Consider the following 25873-nt stretch of genomic DNA (forward strand, 5'->3'; position numbering starts at 1 on the left):
TCTCCAACAATTGTTGTGGGGCAGGTATCCTGCATCCTTTAACTTTATTTGAGGAGATGTCTATTGCATAGTTGCTGCTGATTCCCGCAGGCGCAGGTACAATAAAATTCCCAAAACATTTATCAACGGCGCAACTAAAAAGAGAGCTGCTTTACCCGCGAGATTAGATGCTAGGGATATTCCTGTCGGATCAATTGATATGGGTATCAATAATCCTGGAATAAAATACACAAATGACACCAAGCAGCTCGATCGAAATACCAACCACTCGCGCCCTTTAGTTAATTGCCAACTGCGGTTAAGACTGTCCACATCCGCGCAGTTGTCAATGACGGTAGCGCAAGGTGCAAATAATAAGCGACAGCCTAAATAAACTCCTGGAATTATTAGTGCAAGGGAGGCTGCAAAAACCATCACCGCCGACTTACCAAAAACCAATATGAGGGGCAACAACCTCCTGTTTGCTTGTTGGAAAGCCTCGTTCACAGTTACTTGATTCCCTGTGAAACTTCTGTAAAGGTAGAAAATCAAAGCTCCCCTCACTCAAGGCATTAAAACACAGTAGATAATATTCAAAGCAACACTTGCCGAACCTAGTTTTTCTGAAAGTTTCAGCACGCTAAATATGAACAGGGGAGAGCCGATAATCAAGTGGGGAACGTATATAGTTCCCATACTAGCAAATGCTTCTCGTAACAAACTTCTGGCACTAATTAGTTGAGCAGTCATATTTTTTATCTGGCTTTTTTAAGTAGATTTGAATATGTTAGACATCACCAGAAAGACTTGCTAACAATAATGTTAAGTCATCATCGGTGCGTTCGGAGACTCTGGGCGATCGCAAAAATGACTCTAACTGCTGTTTCGCATCTTCTTCTTCTTTCCACTCGCCAGAAAACCGAAACAAAGGCGCAAAAAACGGCCCGTGCGGCGTACCTTCGGGGATTTTGAGAGCGAGCATTTGCAAGCCGTCGGAAAAAACTGCCAAGTGCGGAAGTTGTTCGCGCATCACCTTAAATTGCGCTGTTTCGATCGCATTTGGTGAAATCAAAAATATGGTTTCATTGATATATTCGCCGCAGGGAGGTACTGTCAGGGCGATCGCATTTCCTGCACTATCACCTGCTACCGCCGCACCGTCGCCGATTTGAGCAACTGCGATTAATTCCGGCGTAGCAACAACCGCAATTAAAGTGCAGGCTAAATCTCTCGCAGCCACTTCCCGCACAGCCGCTTCTGCTTCCACCTGCGCCCGCGCAACTTGCAGTGATGCTGTCAAGAATACCTGCCATTCATCGTCATTTTGAGGCAGCCTTTCCTGTTGCTGGCAAATCGTTTCGACAACCGCTTCTACAGCAATTTTTGCCCCAACTTCTGCCAGTGCAGCCGAGCCCGCGCCGTCGGCAACCGCTGCCACTAAAACACCGTTTGGCAAGAGACGCCAGCAGTGGGCATCTTGACAAGGCTGCGATCTTTTTTCGTGGCTCGTACCTATCACCGATGCCGCTACAACTTGCCAATTAAAGGATGAATTCTGCATTAATAACTCTTTAACTCAAAACTTCGTAAATTCACAACTATTTATCCTGTAGGGTGCCTATGGGCGCACCTTACTGTTTATATGGGGATGAGATGAGGGCGGGTTTTGCCCTTTTTTTAGTCATTTGTATCATAGATCCTTAGCTAAACCCGCCCCTACCAAATGCTAATGACCAATGACTAATAACTAATGACCAATGACTTCCAACTAATGACTAAACAGTTCCCCATCCCGGTGGTGGCAGTGCTACTTGTTCATCAATTTTTGAGTGAGAAACTCTCTGCATACTAGCCGATAGCCAGATGAACATCTCTCTAAAGTCTAATCCTCTCAATTTTACAGGCGTGCGCTCGACTATTTGCGCTAGACGGGTGATATTAGCACCTTCCACTCCGACTGCAAAAAATGCCACGCGCTTGTTAGTTTCTTCCTCTTTAATCCGCTGTGCTGCTATTTCCACAACATCGTCTGATTCACCTTGAGGTTCGCCGTCGGTAATCATAAATACCCACGGGCGGTAATAGGTAATGCCGTTGTTGCGGTATTCGGATTTGCGGGCCGCAATGGTGTCTAGCGCTACCTGAATGCCTGCGCCCATGTGGGTTTGTCCTTGAGCTGTCAGCAGTGGTGTCTCGAACTGGTCGGCGGTCACGAAGTCTTGCACGACTTTGATATGATTGTCAAATGAAATAATCGCGACTTCGACTCGCTTTTTAGCTAGTTCGTCTTTAATTAGGTCATTCCTAAAAATTTCCAGCCCCTCATTCAAGGCATCTATGGGTGCGCCTTGCATGGAGCCGGAGGTGTCCAGCAGGAGGACGCAGGGACAGCGTGGCTCTGGGTTTTCGGCAAATTCTACGGCTTCGTCTAGTCTCATGGTTCGGGGTTGACCTTGGAGTGGCTTGATTTCTAGGTTTGTTACTTTCTACCCTAGCCAGTAGGTGACATATTTAACTCAATCTGCCGGCTGGCGATCGTATTTTACCATTTACCTGAATCGATTTGAGATTTTTGATTGTATATTTTTGATTGTATAATTAGATATCTGCGGTCAAAAAAACAAATTCATTCCTGCCTGTGGTAATGTAGACTAATAGTATTACTGCAAAATAAGGATAAATCTTATGGTTGCAACAGTCACAAAAAAATTAACCTTTGACCAATTCCTTGTAGAATGTCCAGAAGATGGACTCTATGAACTGGTCAATGGAGAAATTGTAGAAATGAATTCCACCAGAAATCATGATGATGTTGCTAATGTCTTGTTATTTGACTTCAACGATGAAATTCGGCGATTGAATTTGAATTATGTCGTCAACAATACAGCCGTTATCAGAACTGTAAGTAAAGCCGGCGTTGAACAAGGACGGAGACCGAATGTCAGCGTAATCGCTCGCGATTTATGGCGATCGAACCGTTCGGCTTATGCTGCTTTGCGAGAACCAATTCAATTGGCGGTGGAGGTAACATCAACAAATTGGGATGACGATTATATCGACAAACTGGACGAGTACCAGCGCCTCGAAATTCCTGAGTATTGGATTGTCGATTACTTAGCAATTGGTAGCAGGGAATTTCTGGGAAATCCCAAAGTTCCAACTATATTTGTCCATCTTTTGGATGCAGAGGGCAACTATCAAAGAAGCGCGTTCAAAGGCAACGAACGAATTGTATCGCGGACTTTTCCTGAATTAACGCTGACAGCAGAAGAGGTGATGAACGTTTAAATTGCTTTCCTCTATATAGCCCGATCGCCAATCTATACAAAATTACTGAAAATATGAAATCTGTTTCTGAAAAAAAAGCTATTAGTGCTTGGGACTACAAACCTTGGTGGTGTCAGCCTTGGTCAATTCTTTTGACTGGCACGAGTCTGATTGGCGGTAGTTGGTTTGTGTTAAAAACTGTTTGGATAACTGTTTTAGTCGCGATTCCTTTATTGGCTTGGATGGGGTTTTTCTTGTTGGTTTGGCCGAAGTTGATGGTGTCTAGCGGTGCTTTAGATTCTCATTCAGATTAGGTTTTGGTGGTGCGCTGTTTGTGGGTGCGCCTATAATTACACTAAATTTATAGCAAAGTCTCGATCCCCCTAAATCCCCCTCAAAAAGGGGGAATTTGAGCCTTTCCTATCTCCCCTTTAATGAGAGAGAATTTGAGCATTTCTTGTCTCCCCTTAAGAAGGGCGCGCCAGGGAGATCGATAGCCTAACGATCGAACAGTGTTTCGCGCCCTACAATAACTCTACGCTTGCGGGTAATAGTCTTGAATTGCTTTCACTTTCATCGGGTTGGATTTGAGCGATCGAATTCCCGCTGCTGTCGCTTTGGCGCCGGCTATTGTGGTAATAATCGGGATTTTGTAAGTCAAAGCTGTGCGGCGGATAAAGATTCCGTCGGCTCGGGATTCTTCGCCGGAAGGTGTGGTGATAATTAGTTGAATTTTCTCATTCTTGATCGAATCCAACAAATTCGGCCGCCCTTCGTGCAGTTTCAATTCCAAATCTACCTCTAAACCTTGCTCTCGCAAAACTTTGCGTGTCCCGTGGGTTGCGACTACTTTGAAACCCAATTCTAAGAATTCCTTGACAACGGGTACAACTGCTAGTTTGTCCCGATCGCGCATCGAAACCAGCACGGTTCCAAACAACGGCATCATTTGTCCGGCACCTAATTGAGCTTTGGCAAAGGCTTTGCCAAAATCGGTGTCAATTCCCATGACTTCGCCGGTCGATCGCATTTCTGGCCCTAACAAAGTATCAGTTCCCGGAAACTTAGCAAACGGTAGCACGGCTTCTTTCACGGAAACGTGAATTGGTATAATCTCTTTAGTAAAACCTAAAGCTTCTAGAGTTTGACCCGACATGACTCGCGACGCGATTTTTGCGAGGGGAACTCCGATCGCCTTGGATACGAAAGGTACCGTTCGAGAAGCCCGTGGGTTAGCTTCCAAAATGAAAACTTCCTCCCCTTGAACGGCAAATTGAATGTTCATCAACCCGATTACTTTCAGGGCTTTTGCTAGTTCTATTGTCTGGCGGCGGATTGTTTCCACCGCTTTCTCAGGAAGGGTTTGGTAAGGGATAGAACAAGCCGAGTCGCCGGAGTGGATGCCCGCTTCCTCGATGTGCTCCATAATACCGCCGATCGTCACATTGCCAGTAATATCGGCGATCGCATCTACATCCACCTCGATCGCATTTTCCAAGAACTTATCAATTAAAATCGGATGATCGGGTTCTACCAGCACGGCATAGGTCATGTAACGTTCCAATTCCGTATCGGAATAAACAATTTCCATGGCTCGCCCGCCTAATACGTAACTTGGTCGCACCACTACCGGATAACCGATCCGTTGAGCTACTATTAAAGCATCCTCAAAACTGCGAGCCAAACCGTTAGCAGCTTGCTGAATATCCAACTCCCGCAGAATCTTTTCAAATCGCTCCCTGTCTTCAGCAGTATCAATGGAATCCGGCGAAGTTCCCCAGATTTTTGTTTGTACGTCAGGATTATTTTCCAGGGCTTTTTGTAAAGGAATCGCCAATTTCAGCGGCGTTTGTCCGCCAAATTGAATGATTACTCCTTCGGGATTTTCGGCTTCGATGATGTTGAGAACATCTTCTTTTGTTAGGGGTTCAAAATACAGGCGATCGCTCGTATCATAATCCGTCGAAACCGTCTCTGGGTTCGAGTTGACCATAATTGTCTCAAAGCCGTCTTCTCCTAGGGAATAGGAAGCGTGACAGCAGCAGTAATCAAACTCAATTCCCTGTCCGATTCGGTTCGGCCCGCCACCTAAAATCATCACTTTTCGTTTGCTAGAAGGCAAAACTTCCGACTCCGGCGCTAGACTGTGGCCTACAGGCGAAATCTTCTTTTCTTCATCGCCCAAGTCCCAAATTGCCGCTCCCGCTTCGTAGGTGGAATAATAATACGGTGTGAATGCTTCAAATTCAGCCGCGCAGGTATCGACTGTTTTGTAAATTGGAATTACGCCTAACTGTTTGCGGTAAGCGCGGACTTGATCTTCCGATGTTTTTGTGGCGTAAGCAATTTGGCGATCGCTAAATCCCAACTGCTTTACTTCAAACATTGTCTCTTTTGTCAACTCTTGCAACCGCGTTCGTTTCAAGAACTTCTCAGTTTCCAGCAATTCCTGCATTTTATCCAAAAACCAAGGGTCGATTGCTGTGAACTCGAAGATATCTTCCACCGACATTCCCATCATCATCGCGTGGCGAACTGTAAAAATGCGATCGGGATTTGGCGTCCGCAATCCGGCGCGAATTTGTTCCAAACTCGGCAACTTTTCCGGTTTGTCGCACCCGAAACCTGCGCGGCCGGTTTCTAATCCCCGCAGCGCTTTTTGGAAGGATTCGTTGAAGCTACGCCCGATCGCCATTACCTCTCCTACTGACTTCATTTGCGTTGTCAGAGTCGGTTCGGAACCGGGGAACTTTTCAAAGGCAAATCGGGGAATCTTCGTCACCACGTAGTCAATTGTCGGCTCAAAAGACGCCGGAGTTTTCTTGGTAATATCGTTGGAAATTTCGTCTAGGCTGTAACCTACCGCTAATTTTGCCGCCATTTTTGCAATCGGGAAACCAGTTGCTTTTGAGGCCAACGCGGAGGAACGGGAAACCCGAGGGTTCATTTCAATAACGATGAAATCTCCGTTGACTGGATTGACAGCAAATTGAATGTTGGAACCGCCAGTTTCAACTCCGATTTCGCGGATAATTTTCACCGAAGCATCTCGCAGACGCTGATATTCTTTGTCTGTGAGAGTTTGCGCCGGGGCGACGGTGATAGAATCGCCGGTGTGGACGCCCATCGGGTCGAGATTCTCGATCGAACAAATAATCACTACATTATCTGCCAAATCCCGCATTACTTCGAGTTCGTACTCTTTCCAACCAATCAAAGATTGTTCGATCAAAATTTGCGATACTGGACTGGCATCAATCCCGCCTTGCGCCATTTCTTCAAACTCTTCTTGATTGTAAGAAATGCCGCCTCCCGTGCCGCCCATTGTAAAAGCAGGACGAATAATTAACGGATAACTGCCGATTTGGTGGCCAATTGCTTTGGCTTCGTCGAGAGTGTTGGCAATTCCCGAAGGGCAAACTGCGACACCAATTCGCGCCATCGCTTCCTTAAATAATAGGCGATCTTCTGCCATTTCAATTGCTGGCAACTTAGCACCAATCAACTCGACGTTGTACTTTTCTAAAACGCCATTTTTAGCGACTGCCACAGCTAAATTTAGCGCCGTTTGACCGCCCATTGTCGGTAAAATTGCTTGAGGTCTTTCTTTAGCGATGATTTGTTCGAGGATGGCTGGCGTTAGAGGTTCGATGTAAATGCGATCGGCAGTTTCCGGATCGGTCATAATCGTTGCAGGGTTGGAATTCACCAACACTACTTCAAAACCTTCTTCTCGCAAAGCTTTACAAGCTTGTGTTCCCGAATAGTCAAATTCGCACGCTTGACCGATAACAATTGGGCCGGAACCAATGAGAAGAATCTTTTTTAAGTCTTGACGACGGGGCATAGGTTCGTAATTAGTAATTGGACAAGGTTGAGGATTAATTTGATATTTGGCAGCATCAGTCTTAGAAACAGGCTTTCTGAGCTGTTCCACCAAAAGCTTACTCAAAATAGTGCAAGTTTTGTTGTTAATTTGAAATTGTGCACCATTATCAGCATTTTGGAAGTAGAACCTCGCAACTGGGGCTGACAGACACCCCCAGCTAACCAGAAATATTGATGAGAAAAGGGTGCAGTCGATCGGTAAATCAAGACTATTTTAAGTGTTGCGGTCAAATCGTGTTCTAAAATACACAATCCCTGTATTCCGCCGGATTAATCATTGTAGAGACTTCGGCCAAGGCGTGTCCTGACTGTGGGGAACGGGTAGAATTAACCGGGTTGGATGATGAAATTTCCCGTAGCACGGGCTGCAAGCTCCCAGCCATCGGCCGATCGGATGTGACAATCTTAGATCCAGCAATGTGCGGGAATTGAGGACACGGCACGGTGCGGTGTCCCTACCCCAAAAGGAGGACACGGCACTGCCGTGTCCATTGGTGTCAACTTAAGGTCAAACCCAGCCAGAGACTGCTGTTTGACCATTAAATCTAGATCCCCCCTAGCCCCCCTTAAGAAAGGGGGGACAAGAGTCTTCTCAAAGTCAACCCCTACTCCCCTTCTTAAGGGGGATTTAGGGGATCTAGACCAGGGTAAAAACGAGATTTTTCAAGGCTTTCAGTCTTAAGTTGACACTAATGGGCACTGCCGTGTCCCTACGGTATTTCATCCAATTTTTAGGCTTTGCCCGATCGGCGAATGAGTACGCTTATAACTTGTCCCGGCTTTGGGCCTCGCTGGGGCGGGCTCCAATCCCCGACGGCGGCAAATCCCAGTCGGTACAAGGTGTGGATGGTTTCTAACACGGCCTTGCGGGAACCGACAACCGTGATCCGCACTACTTCCTGTTCCGATACTGCTGAGGTGTCATTTGGACGCTCGGACAAGTTATCGTCAGGTACGAATTCCTGTGACATAATATGGTCTCCTGGTTTTTGGTTTTCTAGGGAAACCCAAAAACCCAGCCGCCCCGCACGGTAACACAGAGCAGGGCGGCTACAGAGAGTGTTAAGATTCTCAATTAGCCTCCAGACTGGTTAGCTCAGTTTGGCGGTAGCTGTCTATTGCTGTTGGCGCAGCAATGGGCAGTGCAACTAGATTTTCGGGCGACGCCGGCTGCTTGCTCTGCAAGCAAAGCAACCTATAACTTCACAGCGTAGCGGCAATGGGGGGCCGCCGTCAATCGATTTGAGATTTTAGATTTGAGATTTTAGATTGTCCTCCAACTCAAGCGTGTCAACAATCGCTTAAAACCCTTGATAAATCTCGCTTTTAGTCGAGTCTCGATCCCCCTGGCATCCCCCGAATCGTTGCGGGGACGAAAGACGCTCTGGCGTTGCTTAATCAGGGTATGAAAAAAATAAGTTGAAAATCCCTAAGCTTTGTCGATACTGGTTTCTATGACGGGTCTATTTAGCCTTTCATACCGTAAATCAGCAACGCCGTTACTACCGCACATTTTGAGAGGTACTGCGTCCAAACTGTTTAAAAAATCCGCCCATAAATAAGATTGTCAGAGCTTGTAGTTGACAGTGGCAGAACAAGTCATGGTAAGAGTTAGGTCGCGATCGCAATACTCAATACCCAATACTTCAAAATTACCTACGAGCGATCGCCAAATGAATCTCGCCAATTGATCCTATTCGTCTTAACAAGATTTAACTTTTAAAAGTATCGAGAATCGGCAAATGTAGAAGACAATGGTTTAAATTGATTCTGGCGCTCATCTTCAGGTGCGATCGCACGAAGGAGGAGTTTATGGACATTCAAAACCTATCGTTCAGACGGAACCTCAAATTTCTGGGTGGTTCGGTTGTTGGGTTGGCGGGACTGCTGGCAGTCTGGATTGTGGGTGGCAACTATATCGCCTCTGTGCAGGAAAAAGAAATCGAGCAGGATTTAGCAGCTTATGCCCAACGGTTTCCTAAAACAGAGCCGAATGATGCGGCGTTGAAGCTGGCGGCGTCCCTCGCTAAAGTGGGGTTCGATGGAGGGGCAAGTTTCTCTTCTGTCGATCGCTTCATCGGGTCTAGGGCTGATTTTAGGTCTTCAGAGGACGATCGAAAGGCATTTGAAGAAATCAAACAAGAATTAAAGCAGTACCTAGACGCTGAGATTGCCAAACCAAACGATACCGTAAATCCACCTTCAGAGAAATTACAGCGCTATCTCGCCTCCAAGCAAACGGCTTTAGCAGAACTTCGCCAGCAGGTTTTAAATAATGAAGTGCCGCACTGGGGAACAGATATTAGCTGGATTCTGGAAGGAGATATGACGGCTCCCGGATCCGCTTATTTATGGCAGGTTAATTTCCAACAAGTGTTAGCCCTAGACATTCTAGAAAAATACCGTAAAGGTCAGACGGAAGCAGCAGCAGAAATGCTGGAAGTATCCTGGAAAATCAACCAGTCTTCAACAGAAAGCCCCCTCTTCATGCCTCAACTTGTGGGTTTGATTGTGACTAAATATCCAGCAGGGGTGATGCGGAAAGTCGATCGGCTTCCTGCCCAGTGGCAGCAGCGCTTGCTGGAACGCGATTACCGCGAATCGATATTGACATCCTTGCAGGGAGAATATTTGTATCAGTTCAAATTTTTGCAAGACTTCCTTTGGAAACACTCGTGGTCTTCGCTACTAGACACGTACTCTTCGATACTAAAAGATATAGGCGCTTCTAGTGATAGGGGAATGCTTTCACTAATTCAAGGGAAGTATTTCTCAAATTTAACCTCAAATTTAACTTTAGAAGAAAAAATCTTAGACTGGACTTTTTCTCATGTCCTGGTGTGGTTCAAACCGGTGATCAAACCTTATGTTCGCTTTTGTGCGATCGATAGTTATCACGCCTATAAACGAGCGCTTGCAGCATCTCGCCAGCAGAATGTTTGCGCTTCTGATTCAGCCCCGGCAGAGGACTTAGCGTGGTGGAATTATATAGGTAGGACATCTACAAGTTTTCCCAGCCAAACCAGTAAAGCAGCCAAGTATATGTTGGATTTGGAACTGACTCAGAAAATTCTGCAAGTCAAAGCACTAGCAGCCAAAACGGGAAAATGGCCGCCATCGGTTCCCGATATGAAGTCGTCTATTTGTCCGGGAGCAAAATGGCTGTATCGCGTTGCTCCCGATGGTACGATGTCGATCTCGTTTAGCGAGAAACCCAAATGGTTGGAGGAGAGATTAAAGTACAAAGGGCTACCATTTACCTATAGCGACAAGACACCGCCACAGCTCAAAAACCGAGCTTCTACCCGACCAAAGCGATGATGGCACATCCCCAACGACAGTTTGCGACCTTCCTCACCGTTGCCGTTCTCAGCAGCACGTTCGCGCTGGGGCGTTGCTTAATCAGGGTATGAAAAAATAAGTTGAAAATCCCTAAGCTTTGTCGATACTGGTTTCTATGACGGGTCTATTTAGCCTTTCATACCCTGATTAAGCAACGCCGACGCTCTTTCTCCCCCCTTTTTAAGGGGGGCTGGGGGGATCTCCGGGGAAAGAAAACACGCCCTAGGGGAGCTCGGCGGGCCTCATCGTCAAACAGTAGACCGGTACTACATTTGACGTGTTTGTTGACACCAATGCTTCCAACAACTCTCACCCTATGCAACCTACTAGATGAGGGAATGCGCCGAGTAAGGGGTAAAATATGAAATCGTTCTAAAAGCTTAAAATCAAAAATCTAAAATACAGATATGCCTAGAACTCCCAGCGAATATTCCGTACACCTGCTGCTTGATGGCGGCCACCGCGAAGAAGTGCGTTTCGCAACGCTGCAAGATTTTCAAAAGTGGTACAGCAGCGTGTTGGTTCCCAAACAAGATTCCACAGAATTTCTCAATGTCCCGATCAAAAATATTCAAGGCGAATACATGGTAGTTCGGCCTACCAGCGTGCTCGCAATTCGCGTAGAACCGATATTTAGTTCTAGCGTCGAACGATATGATGAATAAGGAAAATAATCAATTAAGTAGGAAAGATTGGAAATTGAGCAAGATTTTTCGCTATCAGTTATTAGCCATCGTCTGTTGCGTTTTGGCGATCGCTTTTTCGGTGCCCGCCGTTGCAGTTCCGTCGCTGCAACCAATTAGTGTAAATCAGTTACAAGCTGGCGAGTCGGAGGATCTAGCCTTTGACGCTCAAATCTGGGGCGAAAATGGCAAATCTGGCGATCGCCAATTGCTGTTAAGGTCGATCGACAACAGCCTCCGCTATCTTAACTCCCAAGCGGCTGCTAGTGCTTACAGTCGCTATTCTGTGGCAGGTATTACGCGCGATCGAGTTCGGCGATCGCTCGATCGATTCCGGCAATTAGTTGTCAGTTCTACAACTCCAGCACAACTCCAGGAATCTGTCAAGCGGGAATTTGTATTTTACAAATCCACGGGCAAAGACGGCAAAGGAACAGTCGCATTTACAGGTTATTTCGAGCCGACTTACGCAGCATCTCGCACGCCGAATTCCGAATACCGTTATCCCCTGTACCGGATGCCACCAAACATGGCATCTTGGCCGAAACCTCACCCGACAAGATTAGATTTGGAAGGCGCAGATGCTTTGCAGGCAAGTAAAGGATTGCTGCGAGGATTAGAATTAGTTTGGTTGCGCGATCGATTCCAAGCCTTTCTCGTGCATGTCCAAGGTTCTGCGAAGTTGCAGTTAACAGATGGTAGCGTGATGACAGTGGGTTTTGCGGGCAAAACCAGTCAGAGTTATACAGGTGTCGGGCGAGAATTAGTTAAGGACGGAAAGTTTACTTTAGAAGAGTTAAATTTGCCGAAACTAAGGGAATATTTCACTAACTTTCCCGCAGATATGGACAAGTATTTGCCCAAGAATCAAAGCTTTGTGTTCTTCCGGGATACTAACGGATCACCTGCTACTGGCAGCATTGGAGTGCCTGTAACTGCCGAAAGGTCGATCGCCACCGACAAAGCTTTAATGCCCCCCGGCGCACTAGCATTAATTAGTACAAAACTCCCTTATCCGAGTGCCACAGGACAACTCGAACAAAATGCTGTGAATCGGTACGTTTTGGATCAAGATACTGGCGGTGCAATCAAAGGTGCGGGGAGAGTTGATGTATTTATGGGAACGGGGGATTTAGCGGGCGATAGGGCTGGTTATATCAACTCAACAGGAGAACTGTATTATCCGCTTTTAAAGTAGATTAATTCTACTTCATCTGATTGTTTGTTGTGCGTCGCCATCTCGGACACGGCAATGCGCCGTGTCCCTACAGATATCGCCGACAATCTATATGTAATCTATTTTTGATAATTGCTATCAAATAGAAAATACCCCACCCTCCCAATCTCACAAATGCTCAACAAAATTCTGCAATTCTTCAAACGACTAATTCAGCGAATATTGGGAACCCCAACCCCACCCTCCCCGCCGGGAAATACCGCCATCCGCCCCACCCTAACTGACGCGGAATACGAGTCGAAATTCATGGAAATCCTGGAAGGGGTGAATGCCGGCTGGAGTCGCGGGGATGTAGCGGGATTCTTAATCGCAAAACGCATTAAAGATGGTGAATTGGCTGCTTGGTTGCGACGGTTCGGGGAAAGATTGTTAGAGGGCGAAAACCTGCAGGGCGGGCACGGGGGCACCGCCCCTACGGATGCGGTGGCATCGCTTCAGGAATTGGCGCAGCGGCTGGTTTTGTTAGGTAGAATTGGTAGTGGGGAATTGTCAGAGGTTGCGAGGCAAATTGGGCGGGAGATATTGACACGGTTTCCGCTGCCGGAGGTTGAGGAGGAGGATACAAAGGGGAGGGTGATTGAGGCGGTGTTTGTTGGGGATGGTTTGGGTTTTTCTGGGGAAGGGAACCGCAGAGTCGCTGAGGGTGAGGAGGCAGAATCGGAAGTTAATGTAGAGGCTGATGCGTGGTGCGATCGAGGGAATGAGCAGTATAATTTAGGAAGATTTGAAGAGGCGATCGCATTTTATAACCAGGCAATTGCTCTCAAACCAGACTATCACGATGCTTTGCACAACCGAGAGGTAGCGCAACGTATGTTAGGCGAAATTAAATAGGCGAACTCGCTTGTATCCAGAATTTAGGCTAGGTATTGCGATCGGTATAATACTATTAATAATTAATGAGCGTTTTGGTGGATAATTATCATACATTTAAAACCGAAGTTTGAGGACTTCACTCCTCACTACAAACTTAATTTTTAAGGTGTGATAGGCGTACATATAAGAGGTTTATACTATTAAAATTAGTCCCAAATTATTACAGCCAAAACCCACATCGAATGACACAAGTAATCGGCATTGACTTAGGCGGAACCGCAATTAAACTCGGCAGATTCAGCGAAGAGGGCATTTGTCATCAATCCTTAACTGTCCCAACCCCTCAACCGGCAACGCCAGAAGCCGTTTTAGCCGCGATGACGGATGTTATTTTACAACTGAATCCGGTCGAAAATGCTGTAAGTGCGATCGGCATCGGCACACCAGGCCCAGCAGACGCCGCCGGCAGAATAGCCAGAGTCGCAATCAACCTCAAAAACTGGCATAACGTCCCCCTAGCTGACTGGTTGGAAGCCAAAACCGGACTGCCGACAATATTAGCAAATGATGCCAACTGTGCCGGATTAGGAGAAGCTTGGCTAGGTGCAGGAAAGCACTTTAAAAACCTCATATTGCTAACATTAGGAACAGGAGTTGGCGGTGCAGTTATCCTCGATGGTAAACTATTTACAGGTCATTTAGGCGCGGCCGGAGAGTTAGGATTAATTGCCATCAATCCCGACGGCCCGGAGTGCAACAGCGGCAATCGCGGTTCTTTAGAACAATACGTTTCCGTGCAGGCAATTCGCCGCGAAACTGGTTTGGAACCTCTAGAATTAGCAAACTTAGCTAAGTCTGGAGATGCCAAAGCTTTAGAATTTTGGCAAAATTACGGGCGCTATCTGGGTATCGGCTTGGCAAGTCTCATTTATATTTTGACGCCGGAAGCTATTATTATCGGCGGCGGAATTAGTGCCGGTGCTGAATTTTTCTTGCCGCAGGTTCGAGAAGAAATTGAGCGGCGGGTTCTGCCGAGTTCTCGCGAAGATTTACAGTTATTGGTTGCTGAATTGGGCAATCAAGCAGGCATGGTAGGCGCGGCAAAATTAGCTTGGCAGCTTGTTCGATAGTTAAAATTAAAAAAAAGCAGCGCATTTTACTGCGCTTTTTTCATATCTAAAATTAGGGTTCAACCTCAGCACTTTAGAGCAAAAAAATAAAATGAATTTGAGGAGTTACTAAACATAGTCTCCATTCATTGTTCATGCTTCTAACTAATGACTAATGACTAATGACTAATGACTCCTTCATGGCAGAGATTGTCCAGTCGTATTTTTTATGTATTCCTGAATTTCTTGATAAGTTTCCGGGTTGCTTTGGCGGAGGATAATAATATTAGTTGCACTGTCAGGCAGGCAAAAGCTTAGCCGACCGTTCTGTTCGCAAGCAAAAGAGCTAATTCGACTCATATCGATCGCAAATTCCTTGCGATCGTAATTAATCTTAATCCACGAACCTTTAGAATTGCGGTCAATGGTTTTTTTGAGGTAATCGAGAACTTGCTTGTAAGCCTCATAATTGCCTTGGGGATTAAGAATAATCGGCTGACTGCTATTAGGCAGCCAAAATGTGATACGCTTGTTATCCAGTTCGCTAGAAAAAGCACTAATAGTGTCAAGGTCAATTATGTATGTACTTTTCTCATAAGTAAATTTGCTCCAATAAGCCACAAAGCCTCCTCAAACCTGTGTTTCCTGGTATTTTAGGATAGTTTGACAACTCCTACCATTTTAGATTTTAGATTGTAGATTTTAGATTGGGCATGACTGATGACTATCTGGGTTGGGAAGTTGCCTAAAGTTGCATTTTTTTTGGAAACTGGTATCACCCTTGAAATCCGTAAAAAGTTAAGTAAAAAATCAGCATTTTTACCTTCTGCCTTCTGCCTTCTGCCTTCTGCCTTCTGCCTTCTGCCTTCTGCCTTTTGCCTTCTCCCTTGTGGTACTAGCCCCCAGCCCTAGCATAGGGGTTGGGGGGGAGGTTTTTCACTCGTTGAGAATGCTGCCCGATATCTAGTCCGGTAAGTGCGACCCTTATCAAATCCTATTGGTCTGTTGGGTGGGTTTTGTAATGTCCATTGTCGGGGCGATTTGAATATTGTCTACTCTGAACCGCCCCTACAGACCTCTAATATATCAGAACTAATCGATCGCACATGATATGAGATCAGTTTGCGACAACTTTCCCGGCCACCAAGTCGCGACCCTCATCTTCTAAAACATCCTGCTTTCCCTGGATGCTAGCGGCCTGGATAAACCCTTGAAACAATGGGTGGGGCGCGCTAGGTCGAGATTGGAATTCGGGGTGAAATTGACTGGCTATGAAAAAGGGATGGTTGGGCAATTCGATCATTTCTACTAATCGGCCGTCTGGAGATGTACCGGAGACTGCATAACCTGATTCTAAGAAAAGATTGCGGTAGGCGTTGTTGAATTCGTACCGATGGCGGTGCCGCTCGTAAATCACTTCTTTCTGATAAAGTTTGAAAGCTAGCGTGTCTGGGTTGACACGGCACGGATACAAACCCAGTCGCATTGTACCGCCCAAATCGACTACATCTTGCTGTTCTGGCAATAAATTAATTACCGGATTTGCTGTATCCGGGTCAAATTCAGCGCTGTTGGCATCCTTGAGTTGGGCGGTGTGGCGCGCCCATTCAATCACAGCACACTGCATCCCCAAACACAATCCCAAAAAAGGTATTTTGTGGTGTTTAGCATATTCGATCGCCGCTATTTTGCCATCAACCCCCCGAACCCCAAAACCTCCCGGCACAACAATGCCGTTCATATCTTTGAGATAGTTATCGAGGTTTCCCGATTCTAAATCTTCTGAGTTAATCCAGTGCAAATTTAGGTCGCAGCCGATCGCAATTGCCGCGTGCCGCAAAGCTTCGACCACCGAAAGATAAGCATCGTTTAACCGCACATATTTGCCAACTAAAGCAATATCAATTTTGTGATTGGGACTGTAAAGCCTGTTGACTAAAGTTTGCCACTGATGCAAATCTGGCTGGCGATGTTCGAGTTGCAGCAAATTGAGCGTTTGTTCCGCTAAACCTTCCTGTTCCATCATCAGCGGCACTTCGTAGATACTTTTAGCATCTTGAGCGGTGATGACGCATTCTTCGGGCACGTTGCAGAATTCAGACAATTTTTGTTTCATGCCCAAAGACAGGGGCCGATCGCACCGACAGACTAGAATATCTGGTTGAATGCCGATCGACCGCAATTCCTTCACCGAATGCTGAGTCGGTTTAGTTTTCATCTCTCCAGCCGAAGGAATCCAAGGTATCAGCGTGACGTGCATATACACAACATTTTGCCGCCCGACATCCTTGCGAAACTGCCGAATTGCCTCCAAAAACGGCAAAGATTCAATATCTCCCACCGTTCCGCCGATTTCCGTAATCACGACATCGGGATTAGTATTTTTTGCTACCCGGTGAATTCGCTCTTTAATCTCATTAGTGATGTGCGGAATCACCTGCACCGTGCTCCCCTGATACTCACCGCGGCGTTCTTTGTTGATCACCGCTTGATAAATGGAACCCGTGGTGACGCTGTTGAGGCGAGACATGGAAGTATCGGTAAAACGCTCGTAGTGCCCCAAATCCAGGTCAGTTTCCGCACCGTCTTGCGTGACGAAGACTTCTCCGTGCTGAAACGGGCTGAGAGTGCCGGGGTCAACGTTAATATAAGGGTCTAGCTTCAAAATCGAGACAGAATAGTTCCGCGACTTCAATAGGCGGCCCAAGGAAGCACCGACAATTCCCTTGCCGATACTGGAAACCACGCCGCCAGTCACAAACACAAATTTGCTCATAGATTTTCAACTTTAGATGTTTCTAGTTAAGAAGGTAACACTCAAATCTAAGAGCTAAAATCGAAAATTGTCCAGCAGTGTTTGAGCCTTTCTCAAATACGGGTGCGGATACGACGAGTCGCCCATTAGCTGAATCGGACGGTTGGTATGGGTTTGGAGTGCGATCGCCCATTTCACCAAAAAACGGGAAGCCCCTGGCTTTAGACATGGGGAGGAACTCGGTAGCGGTTTCAACCGCCTTCAACATTTATTTACGCAATTGATCGAAAGATTTGTTATACCATTTTTTTAAAGATGTGATAGAGATAAAATACCGCCAGACATTGATAATTCTGTCTTTGAGTTTTTACATAAGTCTTGCATAACTTTAAAAAAATGGTATTATAATTAGATTAGCAAGTAAAACAACCATCTACGTGTTGAAATACGCCTTGTATCGGAGAAATCCCGGCGAGCGTGAGCCACCACACTCCTTAAGGAGTAGTAAGCCTGTATAACTGACAAATAATGGCAGAGTGTGAAGCGTACCTATCTGGCGTTGTGATGGACTATGAAAGCAAACACAATTTAAAAGTAAGCGCAATTGCAATACCTTTTGTACTGGTAGTTGTTTTGAGCGTCTAGAGGTGACTTGATAACACCTTTGAGAGTTTTTGGATTAATTCAAGAATCCCCGTGGCTTCAGCCCTGGGGAGTATCAAAACTCTTGCTTGTTCCATACTTCGCTTTTGGAGCAGACGAAGGGCCCGCAAGAGACCAACCCTTTTTTACCTTCAGGAAAAATATGCCTGCAAGCGATCGGTCAAATCTGACATACTCGCCAAATCTAAAACAGCCTCTCCTAAATTCTCTAATTGCTCAGCGGATAACTGACTGATGCGAGCTTGAATCTCCGACGACAGCGGCCCGACACGGCGCTCCAATAAACGAACAACTAATTGTAACTGTCCTCGTTTGATGCCTTGCTCGATGCCTTGCTCGATGCCTTGCTCGATGCCTTGCTCGATGCCTTGCTCGATGCCTTGCTCGATGCCTTGTTCGATACCTTCTGCAAGGGCTATTTTGGTAGCTAGACTAATGGAGCCACGCTGGTCTTGAATGAACATTTCTCGCTTATCTAACTCATCTAGTTCCTGAGCATTTAGATTTGCTGTACTGGCAATTTTAAAAGCCTGTTTCAATTCCTCTACATTTCCCAATTCTTCTGGAACAGCCTGTAAAGCTTGAGCTGTTTTCATGAAGTATATCCACTTATCTGTCAAGGTTTCTAATTCATCTAGTTCCTTGTTGAATTTTGGTAACTCCACAAACACCATCTCAAATTGATCTGCTAGATAATCTACTAAAAATGTCTTTTCTTTGAAGATAAAGTGCGAAATCACTGTGTCCATGTTCTCAAACATTTTAAAATCTGTAATCGTCAGAGCAATCACAGGGTTTAACTTGCTGTAGCCACTTCCTGTGCTTAGCTGCATTGAATATGTTTTAGTTGCATTATACAAAACCCGCTGCTGAAAGTATTCTACATTCAAAACCTGCATTTCAATGATCACAGTTTTGTCACCATTAATTTTGGCTTTTACATCCAGGTAAGTGTCTTTGATACCTTTAATGTTTGAAGCTAAATAGGGATCGATAATTTCTAAATCTTCGATGACTGGCTGTGCTTCGTAGAGCAGAGCATTTAAGAAACTAATTAAAATGTTTTTACTGTCATCCGAGCCGAATATTTTTTTAAAAGCAAAGTCGGTTTTGGGGTTAATAAAACTCATGACATTTTTAATTTATTAGAGGTTTAGAGGTTGATGTGAGAATTATTTAAGCTATCTCACTATCATACAATATTCAGCATTGGCTTCGCGGTCGATCGCCCAAACCGACCTCAATACAAATGCCAGTCCCCAGCCCGCGCCTAGGGAGTCATTTCTTTAATCTTTAATCTAAAATCCACCCAGGTCTGGTTGTCATGTTTCCCGAACAGCTAACTCAGGAACGTTTCGCGAAGCGTAAAGTCATGGTAAAGAAAGCACCTCAAGTCTGCTAAAAAAAACAGCTATGAAGTTTGTCTGCGTTATATCCCCTCAACAATTGCTTTCTGCTGGTATCGCATTGCTCGCGGCGATCCTCTTCGAGGGCTTCGCTAACGAGTGTGGCGCGTGGCTCGCTCCCAATGCGGCCCGGGCCAATGCTCCTGGGGAACATTATTTGTCTCTGTCGCCGAAAATCCTCGCTAGTAACGATGTTAATTGCAACGGGGCGCGATCGCCCGAAACTCGCTGTCCTGTCGGCGGTTTGTTCGTCAAAACTCAAGATACAGCCACAGAACAAGTTTTTCTTCTCAAAAAAACTGAAGTTAAAGCCAAAATTGCCGGCAACATCTCCCGCGTCGAAGTTGTTCAGAAGTTTGAAAATCCTTTTCCCGAATCTTTAGAAGCTGTTTATGTCTTTCCCCTGCCCGACGAAGCGGCGGTGGACGACATGGAAATTAAAATCGGCGATCGCATTATTAAAGGTGATATCAAACGGCGCGATGAAGCTTTGGAAATTTACCAAAAAGCTCGCCAACAAGGCCGGACTGCGGGTTTGTTGGAACAAGAACGATCTAATATTTTTACTCAGTCTCTGGCTAATATCAAACCGGGAGAAAAAATTGAAGTTACGATTCGCTACACCGAAAGTCTCAAGTTTGCCGGTGGCGATTACGAATTTGTGTTTCCCACAGTGGTTGGGCCGCGCTACGTTTCGCAAAATACGACCGATGCCGATCGCATTAACCCGCCTGTTTTGACTCCCGGAACGCGATCGGGTCACGATATCGCTATTTCAGTAGAAATAGATGCCGGAGTGGCGATCGGCAATGTCCGCTCTACTTCCCATCAAATTACTACTGACCGCAGCGGCAATATTGTTCGCGTCAAACTAGCTGAATCTGACACAATTCCCAATAAAGATTTAATTCTGCGCTATCGAGTAGCAGGCGAAAATACTCAAGCAACAGTCCTGACTCAATCCGACCAGCGGGGCGGTCATTTTGCTACTTATTTAATTCCCGCCTTCAACTACAAAACTAATGAAATTGTACCGAAAGATGTCGTATTTTTGATGGATACTTCCGGTTCTCAGCAGGGCGAACCGCTGGCAAAATCTAAGGAGTTGATGCGTCGCTTCATTCAAGGACTCAATCCCAAGGATACTTTTACTATTATTGATTTTGCCAACACTGCAAAAGCGCTTTCAACAACTCCTTTAGCGAATACAGAAGCTAATCGACAAAGAGCCATTAAGTATATCGACGCTTTGCAGGCTAACGGCGGCACAGAACTGCTCAACGGCATTCAAACTGTGATGAAGTTTCCGGCGACAAGAACAGGAACGCTGCGGAGTATTGTACTGATTACCGATGGTTATATTGGTAATGAAAATGAAGTGCTGGCCCAGGTGCAGCAGAGTCTGAAACCGGGAAATCGACTTTATAGTTTTGGTGTCGGCAGTTCGGTGAATCGGTTTTTGCTCAACCGTTTGGCAGAAGTGGGAAGAGGCACGTCTCAAGTAGTTCGTCAAGATGAACCGTCAGCACCGGCTGCTGAAAAGTTTTTCCGCCAAATTAACAATCCGGTATTGACTAATATTCAAGTTAGTTGGGAAGGAATGGGGGAAAAACCGGAGATTTATCCGATCGCACCCCCAGACTTGTTTGCAAGCGCGCCGCTGGTTTTGTTTGGCAAAAAGGGCGATCGGGCTAACGGCCAACTTCGCATCCGCGGCACTCTGGCGGGTGGCAAAGCTTACGACCAAGTTTTACCTGTTAATTTTGCTCAATCCGGCGGGCGGCAGCGGGAGTCAACTTCAGTCGCAGCAGGCACTACGGATTTTGGCAATGCGGCGGTAGCTCAACTTTGGGGGCGATCGCGCATTAAGAGTTTAATGAATCAAATGTTTGGCGGCGAGACTAAATCTCTGGTGGAATCTGTGACTAATACTGCTCTGACTTATCACTTGCTATCGGAATACACGGCTTTGGTGGCGGTGAGCGAAGAAGTGCGAGTCGATCCAGATGGATCGCGCCGTCGCGTGCAAGTGCCTGTAGAATTGCCGCAGGGTGTCAGCTATGAAGGTATTTTTGATGCGGAGAAGGGCGAGCAAACTAGGGGCAGAGTTCGCAATATGACCCCGATTCGCGGCCCGGTACCGGTGAGTCCAGCTCCTACTCTCACGCGGGAAGCCCCTTACAGCGAACCACGAGCGCAGAAGCCAAAGGCTTCTCGTTTGCAAGTAATTAGTGCCGAAGGCTTGGATGCCGCGAGTCGCGCTGCTCTGACTCAATACTTGCAATCTGTTAATCTCTCGGCGGGGGTTAGCGGCGAGACGGTGTGGGAGTTGTCGGTACAAAACGGCATCGTACAGAAAGTGGCGATCCTCTTCGTTGGCGCAGCCCCCGTAGGGGCGGGCTTCGCTAACGACTCTCAAAGCTCGACGCTGCAAGCAACAGATGCCCTAGAGACTCTCAAGAAAGCCTTGATGTCCTGGCAACCGCCGGCAGGGTTCCAGGGTACGGTGCGCCTGAATTTGCGAATTACGGTCGATCGTTAAGCAATGACTATCTATGTCAAGAAACATTAACTTTTAAGTCAAAAGTACCGAAAGGGCGATCTCTACCGTGAACAAGATATAAAATCTTTATTAAGAGATCGCCTTTAAACAAAAAGTGATGTTAATGAAATTTATACCGTTTGAGGCAAACGCTAAAACAGTTTCCTTTCTGAAACAGTTTCCTTTCTGAAACAACCTTAACAGTAAAGATTTCTGGATCGAAACCCCACAATCACAGAAGGTATCATGCCCTATGGAAGTTAGTGAACTGCTCAACAATTACGAAAAAGGACAAAGAGACTTTGCTGGAGCCGATTTGCGCGGTGCAAACCTCAGCGGAGCCATCTTAATCGGAGTCAACCTTTCCCGAGCTAATCTTTCCGGGGCTAACCTCAGCAGGGCATTTCTCACCAAAGCAACGCTCAAAGATGCACAGATGCAAAGAACAAATCTGACTTTTGCCAAAATGGGCGAAACCCAACTTTCGGGTGCAGATTTGACAAAAGCCAATCTCAGCGGAGCTTTTTTGGTAAAAGCAAAATTGCCGAGGGTAAAGTTAAGCGGCGCAACTTTAACCGGCGCAAACCTGCGGGGTGCTGTGTTGTGGAATGCCAATTTGTGCAGCGCCGACTTGCAATTAGTTAACTTGCTGGGCGCGAATCTGACGGCAGCTAATTTTAAGTGGGCCAACCTTTACGGTGCAAGCCTCAACAGTGCAAAACTTTTTGGAGCTCAATTAACCGGAGTCAGTCTGCGGCGAGCGCAGTTGACAGGGGTGAATCTCTGCGGTGTAGATTTGAGCGGCGTTAATGTGAGCGAAGCTAAACTAATTGGAGCTAATTTGGAAGGCTCGAATTTGGCGGGAGCAAATTTCAGTGCGGCTCAGTTACGGGGCGTTAAATTGGCTGGTGCCAACTTAACTGGGGCTAAGTTGAGGGGAAGTTGTTTGAGAGGGGCAAATCTGAATTGGGCAAAGCTGTGTCAAGCTGATTTGATGGCAGCAGATTTGAGCGGGGCGACTTTAATAGGAGCAAATTTAGATAATGCTTTGTTGGCGGGAGCTATTTTGCCGGAATCTACTAGGCGCTATTTTTCTTTAGCTGGGGCGTGCCAAGTCAATTCTTGGGAAGTTTCGGAAATTAAAAATGGGTAATTGGGAATTGGTAATTGTTGCTTGTCAATCAATGACAAGTAAAAATTAATAAGCTGTTGTGCATTTAAATTAGACTTGAATTGCATAAATCTTTGATTGAGATCTCAACCGCAGATGCCAGGAGATATACGCAGATAAACGCAGATAATTTCCTGTTATGGCGATCGAATGAATGTAATTGAAGTCTATTGTACATTTGGGGCTTTGCTCAAAGCAGATATCCGCGCCTGACAAGGCATTGCCCTGTAGCTACAAAGAATTACGCTCAAGGTTTTCTGTTGAAATCAATTCTTTAATCTCAAATCTAAAATCGTTATGACTGTTAATTTTGGGGTGGTGCTGGTAACTGCGGCATCGGAGGCGGAGGCGGAGAATCTCGCTAAATCTCTAGTTGAACATAAGCTGGCTGCTTGTGTGAGTTTGTCGCCAATTCGCTCGATTTATAGTTGGCAAGGCGAGATTCATTCCGAGTCAGAGTGGCAGTTGGTGATTAAAACTGATATGGCTAAATTTGAGGCTTTAAAAACAAAAGTTCAGGAACTCCATTCCTATGAAGTTCCCGAAATTATTGCTATTCCTATTATCGCTGGTAGCGATGCTTATCTGAGTTGGATTGGACAATCTTTAGGTTCGTAGTGAGGACTTTATACCAATTTAATGTGAAGTTGCACATATCTCGATCCCCCTAAATCCCCCTTAAGAAGGGGGACTTTGATCGGAATCTTGTCCCCCCCTTATTAAGCTACCGTGTACACACATCTCTGTGTAGAACCAAAATCCTCGGAGATCCCCCTAAATCCCCCTTAAAAAGGGGGACTTTGACTCCGGTTCCCCCCTTTTTAAGGGATCTCATGACTTGTGTGTACACCGTAGCCTTTTAAGGGGGGTTAGGGGGATCTGTCTTAAGTGAACCTTATTGGTTGATAATTCCCAATTCCCCATTCCCAATTCCCAATTCCCAATTCCCGATTACCGAGATTTAAGATATTTCTGTAGACCGATGCAGCGATCGCACTTTGGATTAAAACAAGTGACAGCGCGATCAATCTGCCTAAATAGGCATGACCTTCATGGTGCTAATTTGTTAAGATTTATAAATATCAGGGACATCCGCACAAGTGCAAAGTCATCAGAATTCTCAGGCAAGAACAAGCCAGACGAGCAAATTACACAACATAATGCTTATAAATTTCTTGCCCTGACGCTCAAAGGCAAGTAGATCATGAACATCGAACTATTAAAAGAAAAATTAGAACAGCTAAAAAAACGTCCCAATTGTAGCAAAGGAACGATCGACCAAATCGAAAACTGGTTAATCGGTTCCCACATTTTGCAGAGATTGCGGATTAACCCTTACTACCTAGCAGGCGGTACTGTCAAGAATGTTAAAAGAATTACTTCGGAATTTCTGCACGGAGTAAAAGCTGGCGCCTTCGACTTGCACTGGGATATTCACTGTCCCCACTGCGACATGATTACAGAAGAATTTAAGGATTTGGCAGACACATCAGAAATGTCTTTGTGCCCGATGTGCGAGCGCGAGTTTAAAATTGATTTGCTCGATCGCGTCGAAGTTACTTTTTCCCTGAACAAAGAAATCGAAAACCCGCAACTGCGGCCCGTCTGCGCTCCCCCTCCCGTACTCCAGAACAAACTGCAACTGGTAACACCTTTATACTGCACCGAATCCGAGATTGTTACCTTAGAAACAGGTCGATATCGGTACTGCTGTCCCCTCACTTTAGCTAAAGGGATTTTAAAGGTTGAAGGCTCAGAAACAGAAGAGATACAAGAAATTAAACTCAAGCAGTTAGCCGGCAAAGATTTTGACAAAACAGATCTCGCCGTGCGTCCGGGAAAAGTTAAGATCGAACTAACTAATACCGATCACAATTTGTCGGGGCTGATTTTGCATTCCGATGAATTGCCCCAGGAATTGACATTAGAACAACTACCTTTGCGGCTGTCAGGAATTCAACTGCTTCATCACCCGGATTATAAGCGTTTGTTCGGCGATCAAGTAATATCGGAAAGAGAGCGAGTCAAGATTCGGGCGATTACTATTATGTTTACCGATATTACCGGTTCTACCAGAATGTACGAAACGCTGGGAGATACTAAAGCTTACAATATTGTGCGCGATCATTTTGAAATTTTCTTTGAGTCGATCGAGAAATTTGGCGGTAAAGTCATTAAAACCATCGGCGATGCCGTCATGGCTTCCTTTATCAGCAACGAACAAGCAATTATGGCGGCCGCCGATGCTGTGGCCTGTTTCAGAGAGTACAATTTAACTCGCCCACAAGCAGAGTGGATTCAAGTCAGAATTGGCATTCACCGAGGTACGGCTTTGCTCGTAAATCTCAATAATTCGATCGACTATTTTGGCTCGACAGTCAACAAAGCCGCCAGGATTCAAAATCTTTCTAAAAGTGACGAAGTTTCGTTTTCCCAAGATGTTTACAGCGACCAAACATTTTTGACAGCATTAAAAGCTGCTGGAGTGTCCGAAATTCACAAACGAGTTGAAGATTTAAAGGGAATACAAGGCGCACAAGTCGCTTATACTGCTAGAATTAATACGGAATCAGTAATCGCACTTTCTGCGGGCGGGGTCGCTAAAAAAACTTAATTAGGTAAGGTAAATAAATATACCTGGTTATTGCTAGCCTTTCGCTGCGATATCCGCAACAGATAACGGGGAGGGACATGGCATTGTCCAAGGCGTGTCAACTTAACGTAAAACCGACCGTCTCTCTCGTTTATAGCCGAGTCTCGATCCCCCCTAGCCCCCCTTAATAAGGGGGGGACAAGAAGTATTTCTCAAAGTCCCCCTTCTTAAGGGGGATTTAGGGGGATCAGGACTCAGGTAAAAACGGGATTTATCAAGGCTTTCAGGCGATTGTTGACACTAATGGGCTCTTGGAGTTTCCCTACTTAAAAGCTACAACTCATCATTAAGCTACTTGCGACCCGAAGGCAAAATAAGCTCTAATAAACATAGTCCGAATTACTTAGCAGCACGCTTACCAA

General features: G+C 45.8%; 20 protein-coding genes. 11 read left to right on the plus strand and 9 right to left on the minus strand.

All coding sequences use genetic code 11. The annotated features are described in order from the left end of the window. Nucleotides 1-60: 60 nt before the first annotated feature. The 4 genes from QUA44_RS18690 to QUA44_RS18705 all read right to left on the minus strand — a co-directional run bounded on the left by QUA44_RS18690 (nucleotide 61) and on the right by QUA44_RS18705 (nucleotide 2417). Nucleotides 61-486, minus strand: coding sequence for a hypothetical protein (locus QUA44_RS18690; RefSeq protein WP_333253216.1), 426 nt, complete (start codon nucleotides 484-486; stop codon nucleotides 61-63). Between the two features lie 57 nt (nucleotides 487-543). Then, the gene (locus QUA44_RS18695; RefSeq protein WP_333253214.1) at nucleotides 544-729 is read right to left on the minus strand and encodes a hypothetical protein; all 186 of its coding nucleotides are present in this window, start codon (nucleotides 727-729) and stop codon (nucleotides 544-546) included. A gap of 37 nt (nucleotides 730-766) precedes the next feature. Continuing rightward, nucleotides 767-1540, minus strand: a complete 774-nt coding sequence (locus QUA44_RS18700; RefSeq protein WP_333253212.1) for a PP2C family serine/threonine-protein phosphatase — start codon at nucleotides 1538-1540, stop codon at nucleotides 767-769. Nucleotides 1541-1754: 214 nt separating this feature from the next. Then, the gene (locus QUA44_RS18705; protein WP_333253210.1) at nucleotides 1755-2417 is read right to left on the minus strand and encodes a VWA domain-containing protein; all 663 of its coding nucleotides are present in this window, start codon (nucleotides 2415-2417) and stop codon (nucleotides 1755-1757) included. Between the two features lie 247 nt (nucleotides 2418-2664). Between QUA44_RS18705 and QUA44_RS18710 the strand changes: the two genes are divergently transcribed. Both QUA44_RS18710 and QUA44_RS18715 read left to right on the plus strand, forming a co-directional pair. Continuing rightward, nucleotides 2665-3267, plus strand: coding sequence for a Uma2 family endonuclease (locus QUA44_RS18710; protein WP_333253208.1), 603 nt, complete (start codon nucleotides 2665-2667; stop codon nucleotides 3265-3267). 53 nt (nucleotides 3268-3320) lie between these two features. Beyond that, a complete protein-coding gene (locus QUA44_RS18715) occupies nucleotides 3321-3560 on the plus strand; it encodes a DUF6737 family protein (RefSeq protein WP_194009231.1) in 240 nt (79 codons plus the stop codon). Nucleotides 3561-3781: 221 nt separating this feature from the next. Here the strand turns inward: QUA44_RS18715 and carB are convergent, their stop codons facing one another. Both carB and QUA44_RS18725 read right to left on the minus strand, forming a co-directional pair. Next, nucleotides 3782-7093: a carbamoyl-phosphate synthase large subunit gene (gene carB / locus QUA44_RS18720; RefSeq protein WP_333253234.1), complete on the minus strand. Its 3312-nt coding sequence runs from the start codon at nucleotides 7091-7093 to the stop codon at nucleotides 3782-3784. 772 nt (nucleotides 7094-7865) lie between these two features. Further along, nucleotides 7866-8105: a hypothetical protein gene (locus QUA44_RS18725; protein ID WP_333253206.1), complete on the minus strand. Its 240-nt coding sequence runs from the start codon at nucleotides 8103-8105 to the stop codon at nucleotides 7866-7868. An 841-nt stretch (nucleotides 8106-8946) separates the two neighbouring features. Between QUA44_RS18725 and QUA44_RS18730 the strand changes: the two genes are divergently transcribed. From QUA44_RS18730 to QUA44_RS18750, 5 genes are all read left to right on the plus strand, one after another. After that, the gene (locus tag QUA44_RS18730) at nucleotides 8947-10455 is read left to right on the plus strand and encodes a hypothetical protein (protein WP_333253204.1); all 1509 of its coding nucleotides are present in this window, start codon (nucleotides 8947-8949) and stop codon (nucleotides 10453-10455) included. A 428-nt stretch (nucleotides 10456-10883) separates the two neighbouring features. Further along, on the plus strand, nucleotides 10884-11141 hold the full coding sequence (locus QUA44_RS18735; RefSeq protein ID WP_333253203.1) for a hypothetical protein: 258 nt from the start codon (nucleotides 10884-10886) through the stop codon (nucleotides 11139-11141). A 34-nt stretch (nucleotides 11142-11175) separates the two neighbouring features. Then, nucleotides 11176-12357: a murein transglycosylase A gene (locus QUA44_RS18740; RefSeq protein ID WP_333309847.1), complete on the plus strand. Its 1182-nt coding sequence runs from the start codon at nucleotides 11176-11178 to the stop codon at nucleotides 12355-12357. A 153-nt stretch (nucleotides 12358-12510) separates the two neighbouring features. Then, complete coding sequence (locus QUA44_RS18745; protein WP_333253199.1) at nucleotides 12511-13230, plus strand: tetratricopeptide repeat protein; 720 nt, start codon at nucleotides 12511-12513, stop codon at nucleotides 13228-13230. Nucleotides 13231-13454: 224 nt separating this feature from the next. After that, entirely contained in the window at nucleotides 13455-14342 is an 888-nt protein-coding gene (locus tag QUA44_RS18750) for an ROK family protein (RefSeq protein ID WP_333253197.1), read from the plus strand. A gap of 177 nt (nucleotides 14343-14519) precedes the next feature. Here QUA44_RS18750 and QUA44_RS18755 read toward each other — a convergent pair whose 3' ends face one another. From QUA44_RS18755 to QUA44_RS18765, 3 genes are all read right to left on the minus strand, one after another. Continuing rightward, nucleotides 14520-14942, minus strand: a complete 423-nt coding sequence (locus QUA44_RS18755) for a hypothetical protein (RefSeq protein WP_333253195.1) — start codon at nucleotides 14940-14942, stop codon at nucleotides 14520-14522. Between the two features lie 496 nt (nucleotides 14943-15438). Continuing rightward, nucleotides 15439-17097, minus strand: coding sequence for a CTP synthase (locus QUA44_RS18760; protein WP_333253193.1), 1659 nt, complete (start codon nucleotides 17095-17097; stop codon nucleotides 15439-15441). Nucleotides 17098-17870: 773 nt separating this feature from the next. Further along, complete coding sequence (locus QUA44_RS18765; protein ID WP_333253191.1) at nucleotides 17871-18869, minus strand: Rpn family recombination-promoting nuclease/putative transposase; 999 nt, start codon at nucleotides 18867-18869, stop codon at nucleotides 17871-17873. 283 nt (nucleotides 18870-19152) lie between these two features. Between QUA44_RS18765 and QUA44_RS18770 the strand changes: the two genes are divergently transcribed. The 4 genes from QUA44_RS18770 (at nucleotide 19153) to QUA44_RS18785 (ending at nucleotide 25472) form a co-directional block, all read left to right on the plus strand. Then, nucleotides 19153-21687, plus strand: a complete 2535-nt coding sequence (locus QUA44_RS18770) for a VIT domain-containing protein (protein WP_333253189.1) — start codon at nucleotides 19153-19155, stop codon at nucleotides 21685-21687. A gap of 253 nt (nucleotides 21688-21940) precedes the next feature. Continuing rightward, a complete protein-coding gene (locus tag QUA44_RS18775) occupies nucleotides 21941-22840 on the plus strand; it encodes a pentapeptide repeat-containing protein (protein ID WP_333253187.1) in 900 nt (299 codons plus the stop codon). A gap of 315 nt (nucleotides 22841-23155) precedes the next feature. Then, nucleotides 23156-23476 carry a divalent-cation tolerance protein CutA gene (gene cutA, locus QUA44_RS18780; RefSeq protein WP_333253185.1) on the plus strand — a complete coding sequence of 107 codons (321 nt, stop codon included), beginning with the start codon at nucleotides 23156-23158 and terminating at the stop codon, nucleotides 23474-23476. Nucleotides 23477-24062: 586 nt separating this feature from the next. Beyond that, the gene (locus QUA44_RS18785) at nucleotides 24063-25472 is read left to right on the plus strand and encodes an adenylate/guanylate cyclase domain-containing protein (RefSeq protein ID WP_333253183.1); all 1410 of its coding nucleotides are present in this window, start codon (nucleotides 24063-24065) and stop codon (nucleotides 25470-25472) included. Nucleotides 25473-25873: the final 401 nt, after the last annotated feature.

Origin of the sequence: Microcoleus sp. N9_A2 (assembly GCF_036701775.1) — a bacterium.
Taxonomy (GTDB): Bacteria; Cyanobacteriota; Cyanobacteriia; order Cyanobacteriales; family Microcoleaceae; genus Microcoleus.

Bases quoted from the DNA above. Each gene is read 5' to 3' on its own strand.
- QUA44_RS18725 (WP_333253206.1), bottom strand. From the start codon at position 8,105: ATGTCACAGGAATTCGTACCTGACGATAACTTGTCCGAGCGTCCAAAT.
- QUA44_RS18745 (WP_333253199.1), top strand. From the start codon at position 12,511: ATGCTCAACAAAATTCTGCAATTCTTCAAACGACTAATTCAGCGAATA.
- QUA44_RS18705 (WP_333253210.1), bottom strand. From the start codon at position 2,417: ATGAGACTAGACGAAGCCGTAGAATTTGCCGAAAACCCAGAGCCACGC.
- carB (WP_333253234.1), bottom strand. From the start codon at position 7,093: ATGCCCCGTCGTCAAGACTTAAAAAAGATTCTTCTCATTGGTTCCGGC.
- QUA44_RS18775 (WP_333253187.1), top strand. From the start codon at position 21,941: ATGGAAGTTAGTGAACTGCTCAACAATTACGAAAAAGGACAAAGAGAC.
- QUA44_RS18700 (WP_333253212.1), bottom strand. From the start codon at position 1,540: ATGCAGAATTCATCCTTTAATTGGCAAGTTGTAGCGGCATCGGTGATA.
- QUA44_RS18765 (WP_333253191.1), bottom strand. From the start codon at position 18,869: ATGAGTTTTATTAACCCCAAAACCGACTTTGCTTTTAAAAAAATATTC.
- QUA44_RS18750 (WP_333253197.1), top strand. From the start codon at position 13,455: ATGACACAAGTAATCGGCATTGACTTAGGCGGAACCGCAATTAAACTC.
- QUA44_RS18730 (WP_333253204.1), top strand. From the start codon at position 8,947: ATGGACATTCAAAACCTATCGTTCAGACGGAACCTCAAATTTCTGGGT.
- QUA44_RS18715 (WP_194009231.1), top strand. From the start codon at position 3,321: ATGAAATCTGTTTCTGAAAAAAAAGCTATTAGTGCTTGGGACTACAAA.
- cutA (WP_333253185.1), top strand. From the start codon at position 23,156: ATGACTGTTAATTTTGGGGTGGTGCTGGTAACTGCGGCATCGGAGGCG.
- QUA44_RS18760 (WP_333253193.1), bottom strand. From the start codon at position 17,097: ATGAGCAAATTTGTGTTTGTGACTGGCGGCGTGGTTTCCAGTATCGGC.
- QUA44_RS18695 (WP_333253214.1), bottom strand. From the start codon at position 729: ATGACTGCTCAACTAATTAGTGCCAGAAGTTTGTTACGAGAAGCATTT.
- QUA44_RS18735 (WP_333253203.1), top strand. From the start codon at position 10,884: ATGCCTAGAACTCCCAGCGAATATTCCGTACACCTGCTGCTTGATGGC.
- QUA44_RS18710 (WP_333253208.1), top strand. From the start codon at position 2,665: ATGGTTGCAACAGTCACAAAAAAATTAACCTTTGACCAATTCCTTGTA.
- QUA44_RS18785 (WP_333253183.1), top strand. From the start codon at position 24,063: ATGAACATCGAACTATTAAAAGAAAAATTAGAACAGCTAAAAAAACGT.
- QUA44_RS18770 (WP_333253189.1), top strand. From the start codon at position 19,153: ATGAAGTTTGTCTGCGTTATATCCCCTCAACAATTGCTTTCTGCTGGT.